At 56.2% G+C, this 15,736-nt stretch carries 14 protein-coding genes; 13 read left to right on the top strand and 1 reads right to left on the bottom strand.

Annotation, left to right across the window (positions count from 1 at the left end; all coding sequences use genetic code 11):
• Window positions 1-74: 74 nt before the first annotated feature.
• From miaB to WFK59_RS01495, 9 genes are all read left to right on the top strand, one after another.
• Entirely contained in the window at window positions 75-1,499 is a 1,425-nt protein-coding gene (gene miaB / locus WFK59_RS01535; RefSeq protein ID WP_233984915.1) for a tRNA (N6-isopentenyl adenosine(37)-C2)-methylthiotransferase MiaB, read from the top strand.
• A 208-nt stretch (window positions 1,500-1,707) separates the two neighbouring features.
• Window positions 1,708-2,769: a PhoH family protein gene (locus tag WFK59_RS01530; RefSeq protein ID WP_233984916.1), complete on the top strand. Its 1,062-nt coding sequence runs from the start codon at window positions 1,708-1,710 to the stop codon at window positions 2,767-2,769.
• A complete protein-coding gene (gene ybeY / locus WFK59_RS01525) occupies window positions 2,766-3,239 on the top strand; it encodes an rRNA maturation RNase YbeY (RefSeq protein ID WP_336754862.1) in 474 nt (157 codons plus the stop codon). Before WFK59_RS01530 ends, ybeY begins: the two co-directional genes overlap by 4 nt.
• Window positions 3,240-3,319: 80 nt before the next feature.
• Window positions 3,320-4,201, top strand: a complete 882-nt coding sequence (corC, locus tag WFK59_RS01520; protein ID WP_094119641.1) for a CNNM family magnesium/cobalt transport protein CorC — start codon at window positions 3,320-3,322, stop codon at window positions 4,199-4,201.
• 4 nt (window positions 4,202-4,205) lie between these two features.
• Window positions 4,206-5,729: an apolipoprotein N-acyltransferase gene (lnt, locus tag WFK59_RS01515; protein ID WP_233984919.1), complete on the top strand. Its 1,524-nt coding sequence runs from the start codon at window positions 4,206-4,208 to the stop codon at window positions 5,727-5,729.
• 438 nt (window positions 5,730-6,167) lie between these two features.
• A complete protein-coding gene (locus tag WFK59_RS01510) occupies window positions 6,168-7,064 on the top strand; it encodes an amino acid ABC transporter substrate-binding protein (RefSeq protein WP_233984920.1) in 897 nt (298 codons plus the stop codon).
• A gap of 280 nt (window positions 7,065-7,344) precedes the next feature.
• Window positions 7,345-8,085 (top strand): amino acid ABC transporter permease, encoded by a 741-nt coding sequence (locus WFK59_RS01505; RefSeq protein WP_233984921.1) that lies wholly within the window; start codon window positions 7,345-7,347, stop codon window positions 8,083-8,085.
• Window positions 8,085-8,762 (top strand): glutamate/aspartate ABC transporter permease GltK, encoded by a 678-nt coding sequence (gene gltK, locus WFK59_RS01500; RefSeq protein WP_233984922.1) that lies wholly within the window; start codon window positions 8,085-8,087, stop codon window positions 8,760-8,762. The genes WFK59_RS01505 and gltK overlap by 1 nt, the downstream gene beginning before the upstream one ends.
• Window positions 8,763-9,488, top strand: coding sequence for an amino acid ABC transporter ATP-binding protein (locus tag WFK59_RS01495; protein ID WP_233984923.1), 726 nt, complete (start codon window positions 8,763-8,765; stop codon window positions 9,486-9,488). It begins immediately after the preceding gene.
• A 633-nt stretch (window positions 9,489-10,121) separates the two neighbouring features.
• Here the strand turns inward: WFK59_RS01495 and WFK59_RS01490 are convergent.
• Complete coding sequence (locus tag WFK59_RS01490; protein WP_233984924.1) at window positions 10,122-10,604, bottom strand: zinc ribbon-containing protein; 483 nt, start codon at window positions 10,602-10,604, stop codon at window positions 10,122-10,124.
• Window positions 10,605-10,826: 222 nt separating this feature from the next.
• Between WFK59_RS01490 and leuS the strand changes: the two genes are divergently transcribed.
• Genes leuS through nadD form a run of 4 tightly spaced genes read left to right on the top strand, consistent with a single transcriptional unit; the run spans window position 10,827 to window position 15,688 of the window.
• Window positions 10,827-13,409, top strand: coding sequence for a leucine--tRNA ligase (leuS, locus tag WFK59_RS01485; RefSeq protein WP_233984926.1), 2,583 nt, complete (start codon window positions 10,827-10,829; stop codon window positions 13,407-13,409).
• A gap of 14 nt (window positions 13,410-13,423) precedes the next feature.
• Window positions 13,424-14,023 (top strand): LPS assembly lipoprotein LptE, encoded by a 600-nt coding sequence (lptE, locus tag WFK59_RS01480; RefSeq protein WP_233984927.1) that lies wholly within the window; start codon window positions 13,424-13,426, stop codon window positions 14,021-14,023.
• The gene (holA, locus tag WFK59_RS01475) at window positions 14,020-15,051 is read left to right on the top strand and encodes a DNA polymerase III subunit delta (protein WP_233984928.1); all 1,032 of its coding nucleotides are present in this window, start codon (window positions 14,020-14,022) and stop codon (window positions 15,049-15,051) included. Before lptE ends, holA begins: the two co-directional genes overlap by 4 nt.
• The gene (gene nadD / locus WFK59_RS01470) at window positions 15,044-15,688 is read left to right on the top strand and encodes a nicotinate-nucleotide adenylyltransferase (RefSeq protein WP_233984929.1); all 645 of its coding nucleotides are present in this window, start codon (window positions 15,044-15,046) and stop codon (window positions 15,686-15,688) included. Before holA ends, nadD begins: the two co-directional genes overlap by 8 nt.
• Window positions 15,689-15,736: the final 48 nt, after the last annotated feature.

The raw sequence follows: 15,736 nt of genomic DNA, 5'->3' as shown, positions 1-15,736 counted from the left end.
GGCTGGTCACAACAGCATCAAAGCATTACAATACGCGCCCTGCACTTCACTGCACTGAATCAATGGCTAGTTCGATGACAAAAAAACTGCATATCAAAACCTGGGGATGTCAGATGAATGAGTATGATTCATCTAAGATGTCTGACCTGCTGAACAGTACGCACGGCTACACGCTGACCGAGGTCGCTGAAGAGGCGGATATTCTGCTGCTCAACACCTGTTCTATTCGCGAGAAAGCGCAGGAGAAGGTTTTCCACCAGTTGGGACGCTGGAAAAAGTTAAAAGAGCGTAACCCGGATTTGATCATCGGCGTCGGCGGCTGCGTGGCGTCGCAGGAAGGGGATCACATTCGCCAGCGTGCGCCCTGCGTGGATATCGTTTTTGGCCCGCAGACGCTGCACCGTCTGCCGGAAATGATTAACACCGTACGCGGCAGTAAAAGCCCGGTGGTTGACATCAGCTTCCCGGAAATCGAGAAATTTGACCGTCTGCCGGACCCGCGCGCAGAAGGTCCTACCGCGTTCGTCTCGATCATGGAAGGCTGCAACAAATACTGTACCTTCTGCGTGGTGCCCTATACCCGTGGTGAAGAAGTCAGCCGTCCGAGCGACGACATTCTGCTGGAGATCGCCCAGCTGGCGGCCCAGGGCGTGCGCGAAGTCAACCTGCTCGGCCAGAACGTTAACGCCTATCGCGGGGCTACCTTTGATGGCGGCGTCTGCACCTTCGCGGAACTGCTGCGCCTGGTGGCGGCCATTGACGGTATCGACCGCATTCGCTTCACCACCAGTCACCCGATTGAGTTCACCGATGACATCATCGAGGTCTACCGTGATACGCCGGAACTGGTGAGCTTCCTGCATCTGCCGGTCCAGAGCGGCGCCGACCGGATCCTGACGCTGATGAAACGGGCGCACACTGCGCTGGAGTATAAGGCGATTATCCGTAAGCTGCGCGCGGCGCGCCCGGATATTGAGATCAGTTCCGACTTCATCATCGGCTTCCCGGGTGAAACCCAGCAGGATTTCGAGCAGACCATGAAGCTCATCGCCGATGTCAATTTCGACGTCAGCTTCAGCTTTATCTACTCGGCGCGACCGGGCACGCCGGCAGCTGACCTGCCGGATGACGTCAGCGAAGAGGAGAAAAAGCAGCGCCTGTGGATTCTGCAGGATCGCATCAACCAGCAGGCGCAGGCGATCAGCCGCCGGATGCTCGGCACGGTGCAGCGTATTCTGGTGGAAGGCATCTCCCGTAAGAACGTGATGGAAGTCTCTGGTCGCACCGAAAATAATCGGGTGGTGAACTTTGAAGGTTCGCCTGAGATGATCGGCAAGTTCGTTGATGTCGAAATCGTCGATGTCTACACCAACTCGCTGCGCGGTAAGCTGGTGCGTACTGAAGAAGAGATGGGGCTGCGCATGGCCGAAAGCCCGGCTTCCGTCATTGCCCGCACCCGTAAAGAGAACGAGATCGGCGTGGGTCTGTTCCAGCCTTGATGCCTGCCATACTTGCGGCAATGCGCGCAGCATTGCCGCCAATTTCACTTTGTTGCACTTGGTTTCTGAAAGTGCCGCCCAAATATCTTTCCTTAAGCTTGCGCCCAGGCGTTACGGCATAAATAATTTCGTTATGGTGCATCCGTTTAAGCCCAACGGTGCGTCAGACAACCTTCATAACTGGCCCTGAGTGACCCAAAGGATTCGTTTGAATATCGAAACTCGTGAAATCGCCCTTGAACCGGCCGATAATCGTCGTCTGATGAGCCTGTGCGGTCCATTTGACGATAATGTGAAACAGCTTGAACGTCGTCTGGGTATTGAGATCAATCGTCGGGACAACGTCTTTAAGCTGGTCGGGCGCGCACTCTGCGTGAATGCGGCGGCTGACATTCTGAAAACACTCTATGTGGATACCGCGCCGGTACGCGGTGACATTCCGGATATTGAGCCGGACCAGATCCATCTGGCGATCAAAGAGAGCCGGGTGCTGGAGCAGACTGCCGAAAGCGTGCCGGAGTATGGCAAAGCGGTCAATATCAAGACCAGGCGCGGCGTGATCAAACCACGCACGCCAAACCAGGCGCAGTATATCGCCAACGTGCTCGACCATGACATCACCTTTGGCGTCGGTCCTGCCGGTACCGGTAAAACCTATCTGGCGGTGGCAGCAGCCGTGGATGCGCTGGAACGTCAGGAGATTCGCCGTATCCTGCTGACCCGTCCGGCGGTAGAAGCAGGTGAGAAGCTCGGCTTTCTGCCCGGCGATCTGAGCCAGAAGGTAGACCCGTATCTGCGCCCGCTGTATGACGCGCTGTTCGAGATGCTTGGATTTGAACGGGTTGAGAAGCTGATGGAGCGCAACGTCATCGAAGTAGCTCCGCTGGCTTACATGCGCGGCCGTACGCTGAATGACGCCTTTATCATTCTTGATGAGAGCCAGAACACCACCATCGAACAGATGAAGATGTTCCTGACGCGCATCGGCTTCAACTCGAAAGCGGTGATCACCGGTGACGTGACCCAGATTGACCTGCCACGCCACGTTAAATCGGGTCTGCGCCATGCGATTGAAGTGCTGTCGGACGTGGAAGAGATCAGCTTCAACTTCTTCCACAGTGAAGATGTGGTGCGACATCCGGTTGTGGCGCGTATCGTCACCGCCTATGAAGCCTGGGAAGAGGCCGATCAGAAACGCCGCGATCAGCAGGCTGAAGAGCGTAAACGTGAGGCGCTGGCCGCCCAGAGCGTGACGCAGGAGAGCAAATGAGCGCGGTGATTCTTGACCTGCAGATCGCCTGTGAAAGCAGCGCCGATCTGCCCACTGAAAGCCAGTTTCACCGCTGGCTGTCAGCGGCGGTCACTCCTTTTCAGCCGGAAAGCGAAGTCACGGTGCGTCTGGTGGATGAAGCGGAAAGTCATGAGCTGAATCTGACCTATCGCGGTAAAGATAAACCCACCAACGTGCTCTCTTTCCCGTTCGAGGCTCCGCCGGGCATCGAACTGCCGCTGCTGGGCGACCTGATTATTTGTCGTCAGGTGGTGGAGCAGGAAGCGGCTGAGCAAAACAAAAGTGTAGAAGCCCACTGGGCGCATATGGTGGTCCACGGCACGCTTCACCTGCTGGGTTACGACCATATTGAAGACGACGAAGCCGAAGAGATGGAGTCACTGGAGACCGAGATAATGCTTGCTCTTGGTTATCCTGATCCGTACATTTCGGAGAAACAAGACGCCTGAACCCTGGGTTCCGGCTATCCTGCTGCCAGTGCTTTGCTGGCAGCGTTAATTCCTCACCAGAGAGATCTTTAAAAACCGCCATGAGCGACGACCATTCTCAAAACAGCGATGCACCCAGTAGTAAAAAGGGATTCTTTTCCCTGTTGATCAACCAACTTTTTCACGGTGAACCGAAAAACCGTGATGAGCTACTGGAGCTGATCCGCGACTCAAATCATAAAGACCTGATTGACCAGGATACCCGCGACATGCTCGAAGGGGTGCTGGATATTGCGGAGCAGCGCGTGCGTGACATCATGATCCCGCGCTCGCAGATGATTACCCTGAAACGCAATCAGAACCTCGAAGAGTGTCTGGATGTGATTATCGAGTCGGCCCATTCGCGCTTCCCGGTGATCAGCGAAGACAAAGATCACGTTGAAGGGATTCTGATGGCCAAAGATTTACTGCCGTTTATGAGCAGCGAATCTGAACCGTTCAGCATTGAAAAAGTGCTGCGTCCGGCGGTAGTGGTGCCTGAAAGCAAGCGCGTAGACCGGATGCTGAAAGAGTTCCGTTCTCAGCGTTATCACATGGCGATTGTGATCGATGAATTTGGTGGCGTCTCAGGCCTGGTGACCATCGAAGACATTCTGGAACTGATTGTCGGTGAAATTGAGGATGAGTATGACGACGAAGAAGATCGTGATATCCGTCAGCTCAACCGCCACACCTTTACGGTGCGGGCATTGACCGCGATTGAAGATTTCAATGAGGTGTTCGGCACGCAGTTCAGCGATGATGAGGTCGATACCATCGGTGGTCTGGTGATGCAGGGATTCGGTCATCTGCCGGCGCGCGGTGAGAGCATCGAAATTGAGGGTTACCAGTTCAAAATAGCGATGGCCGATAGCCGCCGTATCATCCAGGTTCATGTCACAATTCCGGAAAACTCGCCACAACCTCAACTGGATGACGAATAAGTCTATGGCTTTAGCCTCACTTTACCCGCGTCAGCGGGTTCGCCTGCTGCTGGCTTTATTAACGGGTGCGTCTGGCACCCTCGCCTTCTCTCCTTACGATTTCTGGCCCGCCGCGCTGCTGTCGCTGTGCGGTTTACAGCTTCTGACCCTGAACCGCTCCAGCCCGCAGGCCACCGCGATTGGCTTTGTCTGGGGACTGGGTCTGTTCGGCAGCGGCATCAACTGGGTTTACGTCAGTGTCGCCACCTTTGGCGGCATGCCTGGCCCGGTTAATGTCTTTATCGTGGCATTGCTGGCAGCTTATCTGTCGATCTACCCGGCGCTGTTTGCCGGCGTACTGAATCGCCTCTGGCCGCGCACGACGCTGTGGCGTCTGGCGCTGGCCGCACCGGCGTTATGGCAGATCACCGAGTTTCTGCGCGGCTGGATCCTGACCGGCTTTCCGTGGCTGCAGTTTGGCTACAGCCAGATAGATGGCCCGCTGAAAGGCGTGGCGCCACTGGGCGGCGTGGAAACGCTGACTTTCCTGCTGATGGCAATCGCTGGCCTGCTGGTCTATGCCCTGCAACAGCGCAATATGAAAAGCCTGGTGGCGGCACTGCTGCTGCTGGCCCTGCCGTGGCCGCTGCGCTACGTTCAGTGGGTACAGCCGTTACCGGCACGCGCGGTGGATGTGGCGCTGGTACAGGGCAATATTCCCCAGTCGATGAAGTGGGACCCGCAGCAGTTACTGAACACGCTGCGCATCTATAGCGAGCTCAGTCAGCCGCTGATGGGCAAAACGCCGATTATCATCTGGCCGGAATCGGCCATTACCGATCTGGAGAGTAATCAGCAGCCGTTTCTGCGCTCGCTGGACGATGAACTGCGCGCACGTGGCAGCTCGCTGGTTACCGGCATCGTCGACTCGCGACTGGAGCAGAACCGTTACCACGATTACAACACGGTGATCGTGCTGGGCGGTCATGCGCCGTATAACTACTTCAGCGGTAACCGCTACCAGAAAAACCATCTGGTGCCGTTTGGTGAATTTGTGCCGCTGGCCGATCTGCTGCGTCCCCTCGCGCCGTTCTTCGATCTGCCGATGTCGGCGTTCAGCCGTGGCGCTTATCTTCAGCCGCAGCTTCGGGTCGCGGGCTACAACCTGACCAGCGCCATCTGCTACGAGATCGTGCTCGGTGAACAGGTGCGCGCCAACTTCCATCCCGATACCAATTTCCTGCTGACGGTTTCTAACGATGCCTGGTTTGGTCACTCTATTGGTCCGTGGCAGCATTTCCAGATGGCGCGGATGCGGGCGCTGGAGCTGGGTCGTCCACTGTTACGCAGCACTAATAATGGTGTGACGGCGGTGGTTAATGCCCGTGGTGACGTGGAAAAGATGCTGCCACAGTTCACCCGCGGCGTCTTAACCGACAAGGTCACTCCGACTACCGGTGAAACACCGTATGCGCAGGCTGGCGTCTGGCCAGTCTGGATCCTCACCGCCCTGGCGGCGCTGATTGCCCTGCTGCGTCGCCGCCGCTGATTGCCAGTATGCTGAAAGGCGAAGCGGTTGCTTCGCCTTTTTTTATCGCTTTTCCCCGCTATTTTCCCCTTCCCTGACCGCAGACTCTGCTGCGTTATCGCGTCTGAACCCGTTTCTGGCACGATGATTGCTAAATATTTCAGTGTTTTTCGCAAACAGGCTCGTTGTACGCGCTGACGTGAGTCCGGTTGCACCAAAATAGTTACTTCGCCTGCACCTTTACCGCGCAGGCAGGAAAAACTGCCTTTTTTTGGTGCGTATCACCTCGCAAAAAAGAAACTTTTTTGTTTCATCGCGTTAACAATCCGCTATGTTAGTGACTATTCTGCGCGCAGCCGCGCTGCAGGGTAAACCGAAGAAAAGCAGCAGCAAATACACACAACATCATAATCAGCACAGGTTATATCCTGTGCATTTTCCATACGAAGGAGTTGGAACATGCAACTACGCAAAGTGGCATTATCTCTTCTGCTGATCGGCGCAGCAGCGGGAGCGGCCCAGGCGGAAGATCTCAGCGGCACCCTGAAGAAGATCAATGACAATGGCGTCATTGTGGTCGGGCATCGCGAATCATCAGTTCCCTTTTCTTACTATGACAACCAGCAAAAAGTCGTCGGCTACTCACAGGCCTATTCCGCAGCCATTGTGGACGCCATTAAAGCGAAGCTGAACAAGCCTGATCTGCAGATCAAAATGATCCCAATCACCTCACAAAACCGTATTCCGCTGTTGCAAAACGGCACCTACGATTTTGAGTGTGGCTCTACCACCAACAACCTGGAGCGCCAGAAACAAGCCGCGTTCTCAGACACCATTTTCGTCATTGGTACTCGTCTGCTGGTGAAAAAAGGCGGTCCGATTAAAGATTTCACCGACCTGAAAGGCAAAACCGTGGTGGTGACCTCCGGTACCACTTCTGAAGTGTTACTGCACAAGCTGAATGATGAACAGAAACTGGACCTGCGTATTATCAGCGCGAAGGATCATGGTGACTCGTTCCGTACGCTGGAAACCGGCCGTGCCGTGGCCTTTATGATGGATGATGCGCTGCTGGCTGGTGAACGTGCCAAAGCGAAAAAACCAGACAACTGGGAGATCTTAGGGACGCCGCAGTCCAAAGAGGCTTACGGTTGTATGCTGCGTAAAGACGATCCGCAGTTTAAAACCTTAGTGGATGAAACCATCGCCAAAGCCCAGACCTCAGGTCAGGCTGAAAAATGGTTCGATACCTGGTTCAAACAGCCGATCCCACCGAAAAACCTGAACATGAACTTTGAACTGTCAGATGACATGAAAGCGCTGTTCAAGACGCCAAATGATAAAGCACTGAACTAACAACAAAATACCCAATGGATTTCAGTTTGCATTGAGACGGCAAGAGAATGAATCCCGATGAGCTTACTCAGGTAAGTGATTCGGGTGAGTGAACGTAGCCAACAAAAATGCAGCCTGAAAGACGACGGGTATACCAAGGGCGGCCTGGCTGCCCTCTCGATTGCTGAAACCGCGGCGCGGACAGACAGACTGAACCGGGTCGTTCCCCTGGTCCAGGAGAGAAAACGCCGTTCATCAATCTTCAGGGTAGCTTAGCTACCCTTTTTTACCGGAGCTCGTTATGGGTATCGATTGGAACTGGGGCATTTTCCTCGAACAGGCCCCGTTCGGTAACACGACCTACCTCGGCTGGCTGTGGTCCGGTTTTCAGGTGACGATTGCCGTCTCCTGCTGCGCCTGGATTATTGCTTTCTGCGTGGGTTCATTCTTCGGCATTCTGCGCACCGTGCCTAATCGACTGCTGTCGACCATTGGCACCTGCTATGTCGAACTGTTTCGCAACATTCCGCTGATTGTGCAGTTCTTCTTCTGGTATCTGGTGGCACCGGAACTGGTGGGCGAGAACCTCGGTATGTGGTTCAAGGCCGAGCTCGATCCCAATATTCAGTTCTTCGTCTCATCGGTGATCTGTCTTGGCCTGTTTACCGCTGCCCGCGTCTGCGAGCAGGTACGCGCCGCGATTCAGTCGCTGCCGCGTGGTCAAAAGAATGCCGGTCTGGCGATGGGTTTAACGCTGCCGCAGACCTACCGCTATGTTCTGCTGCCGAACGCTTATCGGGTGATCGTGCCGCCGATGACCTCGGAAATGCTTAACCTGGTCAAGAACTCCGCCATCGCCTCCACTATCGGTCTGGTTGATATGGCGGCGCAGGCGGGCAAACTGCTCGACTACTCCGCGCACGCCTATGAATCCTTTACCGCCATTACGCTGGCCTACATCGCCATTAACCTGGTGATCATGTTGTTGATGAGCCTGGTCGAACGCAAAGTGCGTCTGCCTGGCAATGGGGGAGGCAAGTAATGTACGAGTTTGACTGGAGTTCAATTACCCCCAGCCTGCCCTATCTGCTGAACGGTCTGGTGATCACCTTCAAGATCACCATCACCGCCGTGGTCTTCGGTATTCTCTGGGGCACGCTGCTGGCGGTGATGCGTCTGTCGACCTTTAAGCCCATCAGCTGGTTCGCCAGAATTTATGTCAACCTGTTCCGCTCGGTGCCGCTGGTGATGGTACTGCTGTGGTTCTATCTGGTGGTGCCAAGTTTCCTGCAGCAGGTGCTGGGGCTGTCACCCAAAACTGATATCCGACTGATTTCCGCCATGGTGGCCTTCTCGCTGTTTGAAGCCGCCTATTATTCGGAAATTATTCGCGCCGGGATCATCAGTATCTCACGCGGTCAGGGCAACGCCGCGCTGGCGCTGGGCATGACTCAGTGGCAATCGATGAAACTGATTATCCTGCCACAGGCGTTCCGCGCCATGGTTCCGCTGCTGCTGACCCAGGGTATCGTGCTGTTTCAGGATACCTCGCTGGTCTATGTGTTAAGCCTGGCGGACTTCTTCCGTACGGCGTCCACCATTGGTGAACGCGACGGCACCCAGGTTGAAATGGTTCTGTTTGCCGGTCTGGTCTACTTCGTTATCAGCCTGAGCGCGTCACTGCTGGTCAGTTATCTAAAAAGAAAAAGGACGGTTTAAATGATTAGCCTGAAAAACGTTTCTAAGTGGTATGGTCACTTTCAGGTGCTGACCGACTGCTCTACCGAAGTTAAAAAAGGTGAAGTGGTGGTGGTATGCGGACCGTCCGGCTCCGGTAAATCGACCCTGATTAAGACAGTGAATGGCCTTGAGCCGATTCAGCAAGGCGTGATCGCGGTAAACGGCACCGAAGTGAACAACAAGAAAACCAATCTCGCCCAGCTACGCAGCAAGGTCGGGATGGTGTTCCAGCACTTCGAACTGTTTCCGCACCTCAGCATCATCAACAACCTGGTGCTGGCGCAGGTCAAAGTGCTGAAGCGCGATAAAGCGGCAGCGCGTGATAAGGGGCTGAAGCTGCTCAATCGGGTGGGATTATCGGCGCACGCCGAGAAGTTTCCAGGTCAGCTCTCGGGCGGCCAGCAGCAGCGTGTGGCGATTGCCCGCGCGCTTTGCATGGACCCGATTGCGATGCTGTTTGACGAGCCGACCTCCGCGCTTGATCCCGAGATGATTAACGAAGTGCTGGATGTGATGGTTGAACTGGCGCAGGAAGGGATGACGATGATGGTGGTGACGCATGAGATGGGCTTTGCCCGGAAAGTGGCCAATCGCGTGATCTTCATGGATGAGGGTAAAATTATCGAAGACACCAACAAAGATGACTTCTTTAATAACCCGCAGTCTGACCGCGCCAAAGATTTCCTCGCAAAAATTCTGCACTGATTTTCTGCGCGGGATCTTTTGCACCAGAGAAAGGCGGGCCCGGTTGCCCTGATGCTGGTCAGTTAAGATTAAATTTGCAAAAGCTGCCACGGTCAAACGTGGCAGCTTTTTTCCTGGCAGACGTGCCGGAGTGCGGGCCTGAGCACCGCTGCTGCTGCCGGGCCGTCCTCGCGCCGCTTCGCGGTTCCTTCGGCTTTGACGTCGTGCCGACGAACCGTTCGGGGATCGGCCTTCCCTGGCCGGCCCCGAACTGTCCACGCTTCCCGGCGTGGCGTTCTGGCCCAACGTCACGCCTCAGCGCTGCGGATAGCCCTTTCAGCGGCAGAGGCGCCCAGGCCTCCACTCTTGTGCCCTTTTTAACAACACGCACTGAAGTTTCAGAGCAGGCTGGGGCCGATCAGGGGCAGGCAATCCGCAGCGCTGAGCTGAATGAGTCTGCCAGGAGAGCCCGCAGGACGCGGGCGAAAGGCGGGGCGGCACAGGATGTGCCATCCCCGGCGGTCCGTCAGGCAGAGGAATGAAGTGAAGGCACCGCGCAGCGGCGCGAGGACCGCCAGCCCCTGAGCGGCACCAGGCTGCGTTATCACCGGTCGCTTAACTGCCCAGCATCAGGCCAGGTAGCTCACCTTTTTTTCAGGGTTCGAATGGCTGACGCTGAAACTGATCGTGACCGCACTCCGGACAGCGCGACAGGGTTTCCGGCGTGTAGATCGCCCGGGTGAACTGGCACTTTTCACATACCAGATTGCCCAGCCCCACCACCTCGCCGCTCTGATAAACGCCATGGTGATGCAGATCCTGAAACACTTCACGCCACTCAAGCTGGCTTTTATCGGTGATATCCGCCAGCTCTTTCCAGACGCTTTCGCGGATAATCCGCATAAACAGGGAATCGGCCAGCGGTTCTTCTACATCGGTGTAGCTGCGTGCAAATTCTTCTAAATCGCGGCGCACCGAGCTGAGCGCCTGATCGACCTCAGCGGTGGTCAGATCCGGACGCGCCATCAGCTGGCTGCGCCGTTCGCTAATCAGACTATCAATATTCCGATCGCCCTGACGCAGCCGTTCGGTCAGCACCGCTAACGACTCGCGATATTCCTGAGCCACTTTATTCATTTTGTTCTCCTTTATGTAGATAATCGCTGCAGTAAGTTTAGTCGCTTTGCGCTGTTTGCCGTGTCGTCTGTACAGGGAATTACAAAAGGGTGAAGGCATTGACGCTTTCCGCAGAAATCGCGCCAGCAAAAGTGGGAAGTGTTGTTGATGCGCGGCCTTATGGGTATGCTATGCGGATCTTAATATCAGCAAAGTGTTATTCATTAAGGACCACAGGCAGCCATGCAAGAGCAATACCGCCCGGAAGAGATTGAATCCCGTGTGCAGCAGCACTGGGATGAAAACGAAACGTTTAAAGTGACTGAGCAGGAAGGCAAAGAAAAATACTATTGCCTCTCCATGTTGCCCTATCCTTCTGGTCGCCTGCATATGGGCCACGTTCGTAACTACACCATCGGCGACGTAATCGCGCGTTATCAGCGTATGCTCGGCAAAAACGTGCTACAGCCGATCGGCTGGGATGCCTTCGGTCTGCCTGCGGAAGGCGCGGCGGTCAAAAACAATACCGCACCGGCCCCCTGGACCTACGACAACATCGCCTACATGAAAAACCAGCTTAAACTGCTGGGTTTTGGTTATGACTGGAGCCGTGAACTGGCGACCTGTCAGCCGGAATATTATCGCTGGGAACAGTGGTTCTTCACTAAGCTGTATGAAAAAGGCCTGGTGTATAAGAAAACATCTGCGGTGAACTGGTGCCCGAATGACCAGACCGTGCTGGCTAACGAGCAGGTGATTGATGGCTGCTGCTGGCGCTGTGATACCAAAGTTGAACGCAAAGAGATCCCGCAGTGGTTTATTAAAATCACCGATTACGCCGAAGAGCTGCTGAACGACCTTGATACGCTGGAAGAGTGGCCTGAGCAGGTCAAAACCATGCAGCGTAACTGGATTGGCCGCTCTGAAGGGGTAGAAATCACTTTTGACGTGGCGGAGAGTGAAGAAAAAGTCACCGTCTATACCACCCGTCCGGACACTTTTTACGGTGCGACCTATGTCGCGGTAGCGGCCGGTCACCCGCTGGCTACCCAGGCTTCGGTGAATAACCCGGCGCTGGCTGACTTTATCGCCGAATGTCGCAATACCAAAGTGGCTGAAGCGGAAATGGCGACCATGGAGAAGAAAGGCATGGCTACCGGCCTGTCTGCTATCCATCCGCTGACCGGCGAGCCCATCCCGGTCTGGGTGGCTAACTTCGTGCTGATGGAATATGGCACCGGCGCGGTCATGGCGGTTCCGGCACACGATCAGCGTGACTGGGAATTTGCCATCAAATACGATCTGCCGATCAAGCCCGTGGTCCTGAACCTTGACGGCAGCGTGCCAGACGTCAGCACTGCGGCGATGACCGAGAAAGGTGCGCTGTTTAACTCAGGTGAATTTAACGGTCTGGATCATGCCGCCGGCTTCAACGCCATTGCCGAAGCGCTGGCCGCAAAAGGCGTGGGCGTGCGTAAAGTGAACTACCGCCTGCGCGACTGGGGTGTCTCACGCCAGCGTTACTGGGGTGCGCCAATCCCGATGGTCACGCTGGAAGATGGTACGGTCATGCCTGCGCCAGAAGACCAACTGCCGGTGATCCTGCCGGAAGATGTGGTGATGGACGGTATTACCAGCCCGATCAAAGCCGATCCGGAGTGGGCAAAAACCACGGTGAACGGCCAGCCAGCGCTGCGTGAAACCGACACTTTCGATACCTTTATGGAATCGTCCTGGTACTACGCGCGCTATACCTGTGCAGACTACAAAGATGGCATGCTGGACCCGGCGGCGGCGAACTACTGGCTGCCGGTCGATCAGTATGTGGGCGGGATTGAACACGCCATCATGCACCTGATGTATTTCCGCTTCTTCCACAAACTGCTGCGTGACGCCGGTCTGGTTAACTCCAGTGAACCGGCCAAACGCCTGCTGTGTCAGGGTATGGTACTGGCCGACGCCTTCTATTACCTGGGTGCCAGCGGCGAGCGTAACTGGGTCTCTCCGGTCGACGTTAACGTGGAACGCGATGAGAAAGGCCGCATCATCAAGGCGGTTGATACTCAGGGCCGCGAGGTGATCTATGCGGGCATGAGCAAGATGTCGAAGTCGAAGAACAACGGCATCGATCCTCAGCTGATGGTCGAGCGTTACGGCGCCGATACCGTGCGTCTGTTTATGATGTTTGCTTCTCCAGCTGATATGACGCTGGAGTGGCAGGAATCAGGCGTAGAAGGCGCTAACCGCTTCCTGAAGCGCGTCTGGAAACTGGTGTTCGACCATACGCAGAAAGGCGCTACCGTAGCGCTCGACGTCGCCAGCCTCAATGATGAGCAGAAATCGCTGCGTCGCGATCTGCACAAAACCATCGCCAAAGTGGCGGATGACATTGGCCGTCGTCAGACGTTCAACACCGCCATTGCCGCCATTATGGAGCTGATGAACAAGCTGGCGCGCGCGCCACAGGAGAGCGAGCAGGATCGTGCGCTGATGCAGGAAGCGCTGCTGGCGATCGTCCGTCTGCTCTATCCGTTCACTCCGCATGCCAGCTATGTGCTGTGGCAGACGCTGGGTGGCGAAGGCACGATTGATGAAGCCGCGTGGCCGGTTGCTGATGAAGCCGCAATGGTGGAAGATTCACTGCTGGTGGTGGTGCAGGTTAACGGTAAAGTGCGCGGTAAAATTACTGTGCCGGCCGATGCCACACAGGAACAGGTTCAGGCACGCGCTGCCCAGGAGCATCTGGTGGCGAAGTACCTGAACGGCGTGACGATTCGTAAAGTCATTTATGTACCGGGCAAACTGCTTAACCTGGTCGTGGGTTAAGTTCAGGAGGAACTGTGCGACATCCGATTATCAGGTTGTTTGTCATGCTGGCGGTGGTGATCACCGCTGGCTGTGGTTTTCATCCACGCGGCACCACCCAGGTGCCGAGTGAACTGAAAACCCTGATTGTTTCTACCGGCGATCCTTACGGGCCACTGGCGCGTACCGTTCGTCAGCAGCTGCGTATCAACAATGTGCGCATTGTTGAGGACAGCAAGCAGAACCGCACCGATATCCCGACGCTGCGTCTGGGTAGCGAATTGCAGGGCCGCGATACCGCGTCGGTCTTTATCACTGGTACCGCCGCCGAGTACCAGCTGGTGATGACCATTACCGCGCAGGTGTTGTTGCCGGGCAAAGGTATCTATCCGATCAGCACCACGGTCTATCGTTCGTTCTTCGATAACCCGAATGCGGCGCTGGCGAAAGATGCTGAGCAGGACATGATTACGCAGGAGATGCGTCAGCGTGCTGCCGAACAGCTGGTGCGTAAGCTGCTGACGGTTCATGCCGCCCAGCTCAACAATAAAGACACCCTGCGCCAGACGACGATTCCGGTGCCGGGTCAGGACTCAGAGGAAGTCCCTTCTTCCTCTGCCACCAGTCTGCAATGATCAGGATTTATCCTGAGCAACTCAGCGCGCAGCTCCGTGAGGGGCTGCGCGCCTGTTATTTGTTAGCCGGTAACGAACCCTTACTGTTGCAGGAGAGCGCAGACGCGATCCGGGCAGCCGCCACCACGCAGGGCTTTGAAGAGCACTTCAGCGTCAGTCTTGATGCCCAGACCGACTGGGAGAGCCTGTTCGTCAGCTGTCAGTCGCTGAGTCTGTTTGCCCAGCGGCAGACGCTCACCCTGCAATTCCCCGACAATGGCCCGAATGCCGCGATGGCTGAGCAGCTGGTTAAGCTGTCACAACTGCTGCATGCCGATATTCTGCTGATATGCCGGATGCCGAAGCTGACCAAAGCGCAGGAAAACAGCGCCTGGTTTAAAGCCCTTTCCGCTTCCGCCGTGTTAGTCCCCTGCCAGACCCCGGAACAGGCACAACTGCCGCGCTGGGTGGCGAACCGCGCCAAAGCGCTGAAGCTGGCGGTAGATGACGCGGCGATTCAGCTGCTGTGCTACTGCTATGAGGGCAATCTGCTGGCGCTGGCCCAGGCGCTGGAGCGGCTGTCGCTGCAGTGGCCGGATGGCAAACTGACGCTGCCACGGGTTGAAGAAGCGGTCAGCGATGCGGCGCACTTTACCCCTTTCCACTGGGTTGATGCCGTGCTGGCGGGCAAAAGTCGCCGCGCGTTGCACATCCTGCATCAGCTGGAGCGGGAAGAGAGCGAAGTGGTGATCCTGCTGCGTACTCTGCAACGCGACTTACTGACGCTGCTGCATCTGCAACGCCATCAAACACAACAGCCGCTGCGTACGCTGATGGATCAGCAGCGCATCTGGCAGAATCGCCGTGCCCTGTTCACGGAGGCGCTGCAACGGCTGGATGCGGTGCGTCTGCAACGCGCTATTCATCTGCTGAGTCAGATAGAGATCACCTTAAAGCAGGATTACGGTCAGCCGGTCTGGCCGCAGCTGCAAACCCTGACGCTGCTGCTCAGCAGCCGCGCGTTTCCCGCGAGCTTCGCCCATGTCTGAGTTACACGCGCTGTTTGGCGGCACCTTCGATCCGATTCATTTCGGCCACCTGCGTCCGGTTGAAGCGCTGGCGCAGCAGACCGGGCTGCAAAAAGTCACGCTGTTGCCCAACAACGTCCCGCCGCATCGTCCGCAGCCGGAAGCCAGCGCGGATCAGCGGGTCGATATGCTGCGTTGCGCCATCGCCGACTTGCCGCTGTTTGACATTGATACCCGCGAACTGAAGCGCGATACGCCTTCCTGGACCGTGGCCACGCTGGAAAACCTGCGTGCCGAGCGCGGTGCCCGGCAACCGCTGGGCTTTATCATCGGTCAGGATTCGCTGCTCAGCTTATCAAAGTGGCATCGCTGGCAGGATCTGCTGACGCTCTGTCATCTGCTGGTGTGCCAGCGGCCGGGTTATCCGACGCAGATGGCGTCACCAGAGATGCAGCGCTGGCTCGATCAGCATGTGACGCACGACGTACAACAGCTCCATCTTCAGCCCGCTGGCCATATCTGGCTGGCAGAAACGCCGCTGGTTGACATCTCCGCTACCGAGATCCGTCGCCGTCGCCATCATCATCAATCCTGCGACGACCTGCTGCCCGCTGCGGTTATCGATTATATCGACCGCGCAGGCTTATATCGCGACTGATCCGGGCATGCTATACTGCGCCGCTTAATTTTTTGGCTGCATAATCCG

Origin of the sequence: Pantoea sp. USHLN298, assembly GCF_037149395.1 — a bacterium.
In the GTDB taxonomy this organism is placed as follows: Bacteria; Pseudomonadota; Gammaproteobacteria; order Enterobacterales; family Enterobacteriaceae; genus Pantoea; species Pantoea astica.
This window is presented reverse-complemented; position numbering and strand designations above follow the sequence as displayed.

Coding starts and splice junctions, on each gene's coding strand:
- miaB (WP_233984915.1), top strand. CDS start 75: ATGACAAAAAAACTGCATATCAAAACCTGGGGATGTCAGATGAATGAG.
- ybeY (WP_336754862.1), top strand. CDS start 2,766: ATGAGCGCGGTGATTCTTGACCTGCAGATCGCCTGTGAAAGCAGCGCC.
- corC (WP_094119641.1), top strand. CDS start 3,320: ATGAGCGACGACCATTCTCAAAACAGCGATGCACCCAGTAGTAAAAAG.
- lnt (WP_233984919.1), top strand. CDS start 4,206: ATGGCTTTAGCCTCACTTTACCCGCGTCAGCGGGTTCGCCTGCTGCTG.
- WFK59_RS01510 (WP_233984920.1), top strand. CDS start 6,168: ATGCAACTACGCAAAGTGGCATTATCTCTTCTGCTGATCGGCGCAGCA.
- WFK59_RS01505 (WP_233984921.1), top strand. CDS start 7,345: ATGGGTATCGATTGGAACTGGGGCATTTTCCTCGAACAGGCCCCGTTC.
- gltK (WP_233984922.1), top strand. CDS start 8,085: ATGTACGAGTTTGACTGGAGTTCAATTACCCCCAGCCTGCCCTATCTG.
- WFK59_RS01495 (WP_233984923.1), top strand. CDS start 8,763: ATGATTAGCCTGAAAAACGTTTCTAAGTGGTATGGTCACTTTCAGGTG.
- WFK59_RS01490 (WP_233984924.1), bottom strand. CDS start 10,604: ATGAATAAAGTGGCTCAGGAATATCGCGAGTCGTTAGCGGTGCTGACC.
- leuS (WP_233984926.1), top strand. CDS start 10,827: ATGCAAGAGCAATACCGCCCGGAAGAGATTGAATCCCGTGTGCAGCAG.
- holA (WP_233984928.1), top strand. CDS start 14,020: ATGATCAGGATTTATCCTGAGCAACTCAGCGCGCAGCTCCGTGAGGGG.
- nadD (WP_233984929.1), top strand. CDS start 15,044: ATGTCTGAGTTACACGCGCTGTTTGGCGGCACCTTCGATCCGATTCAT.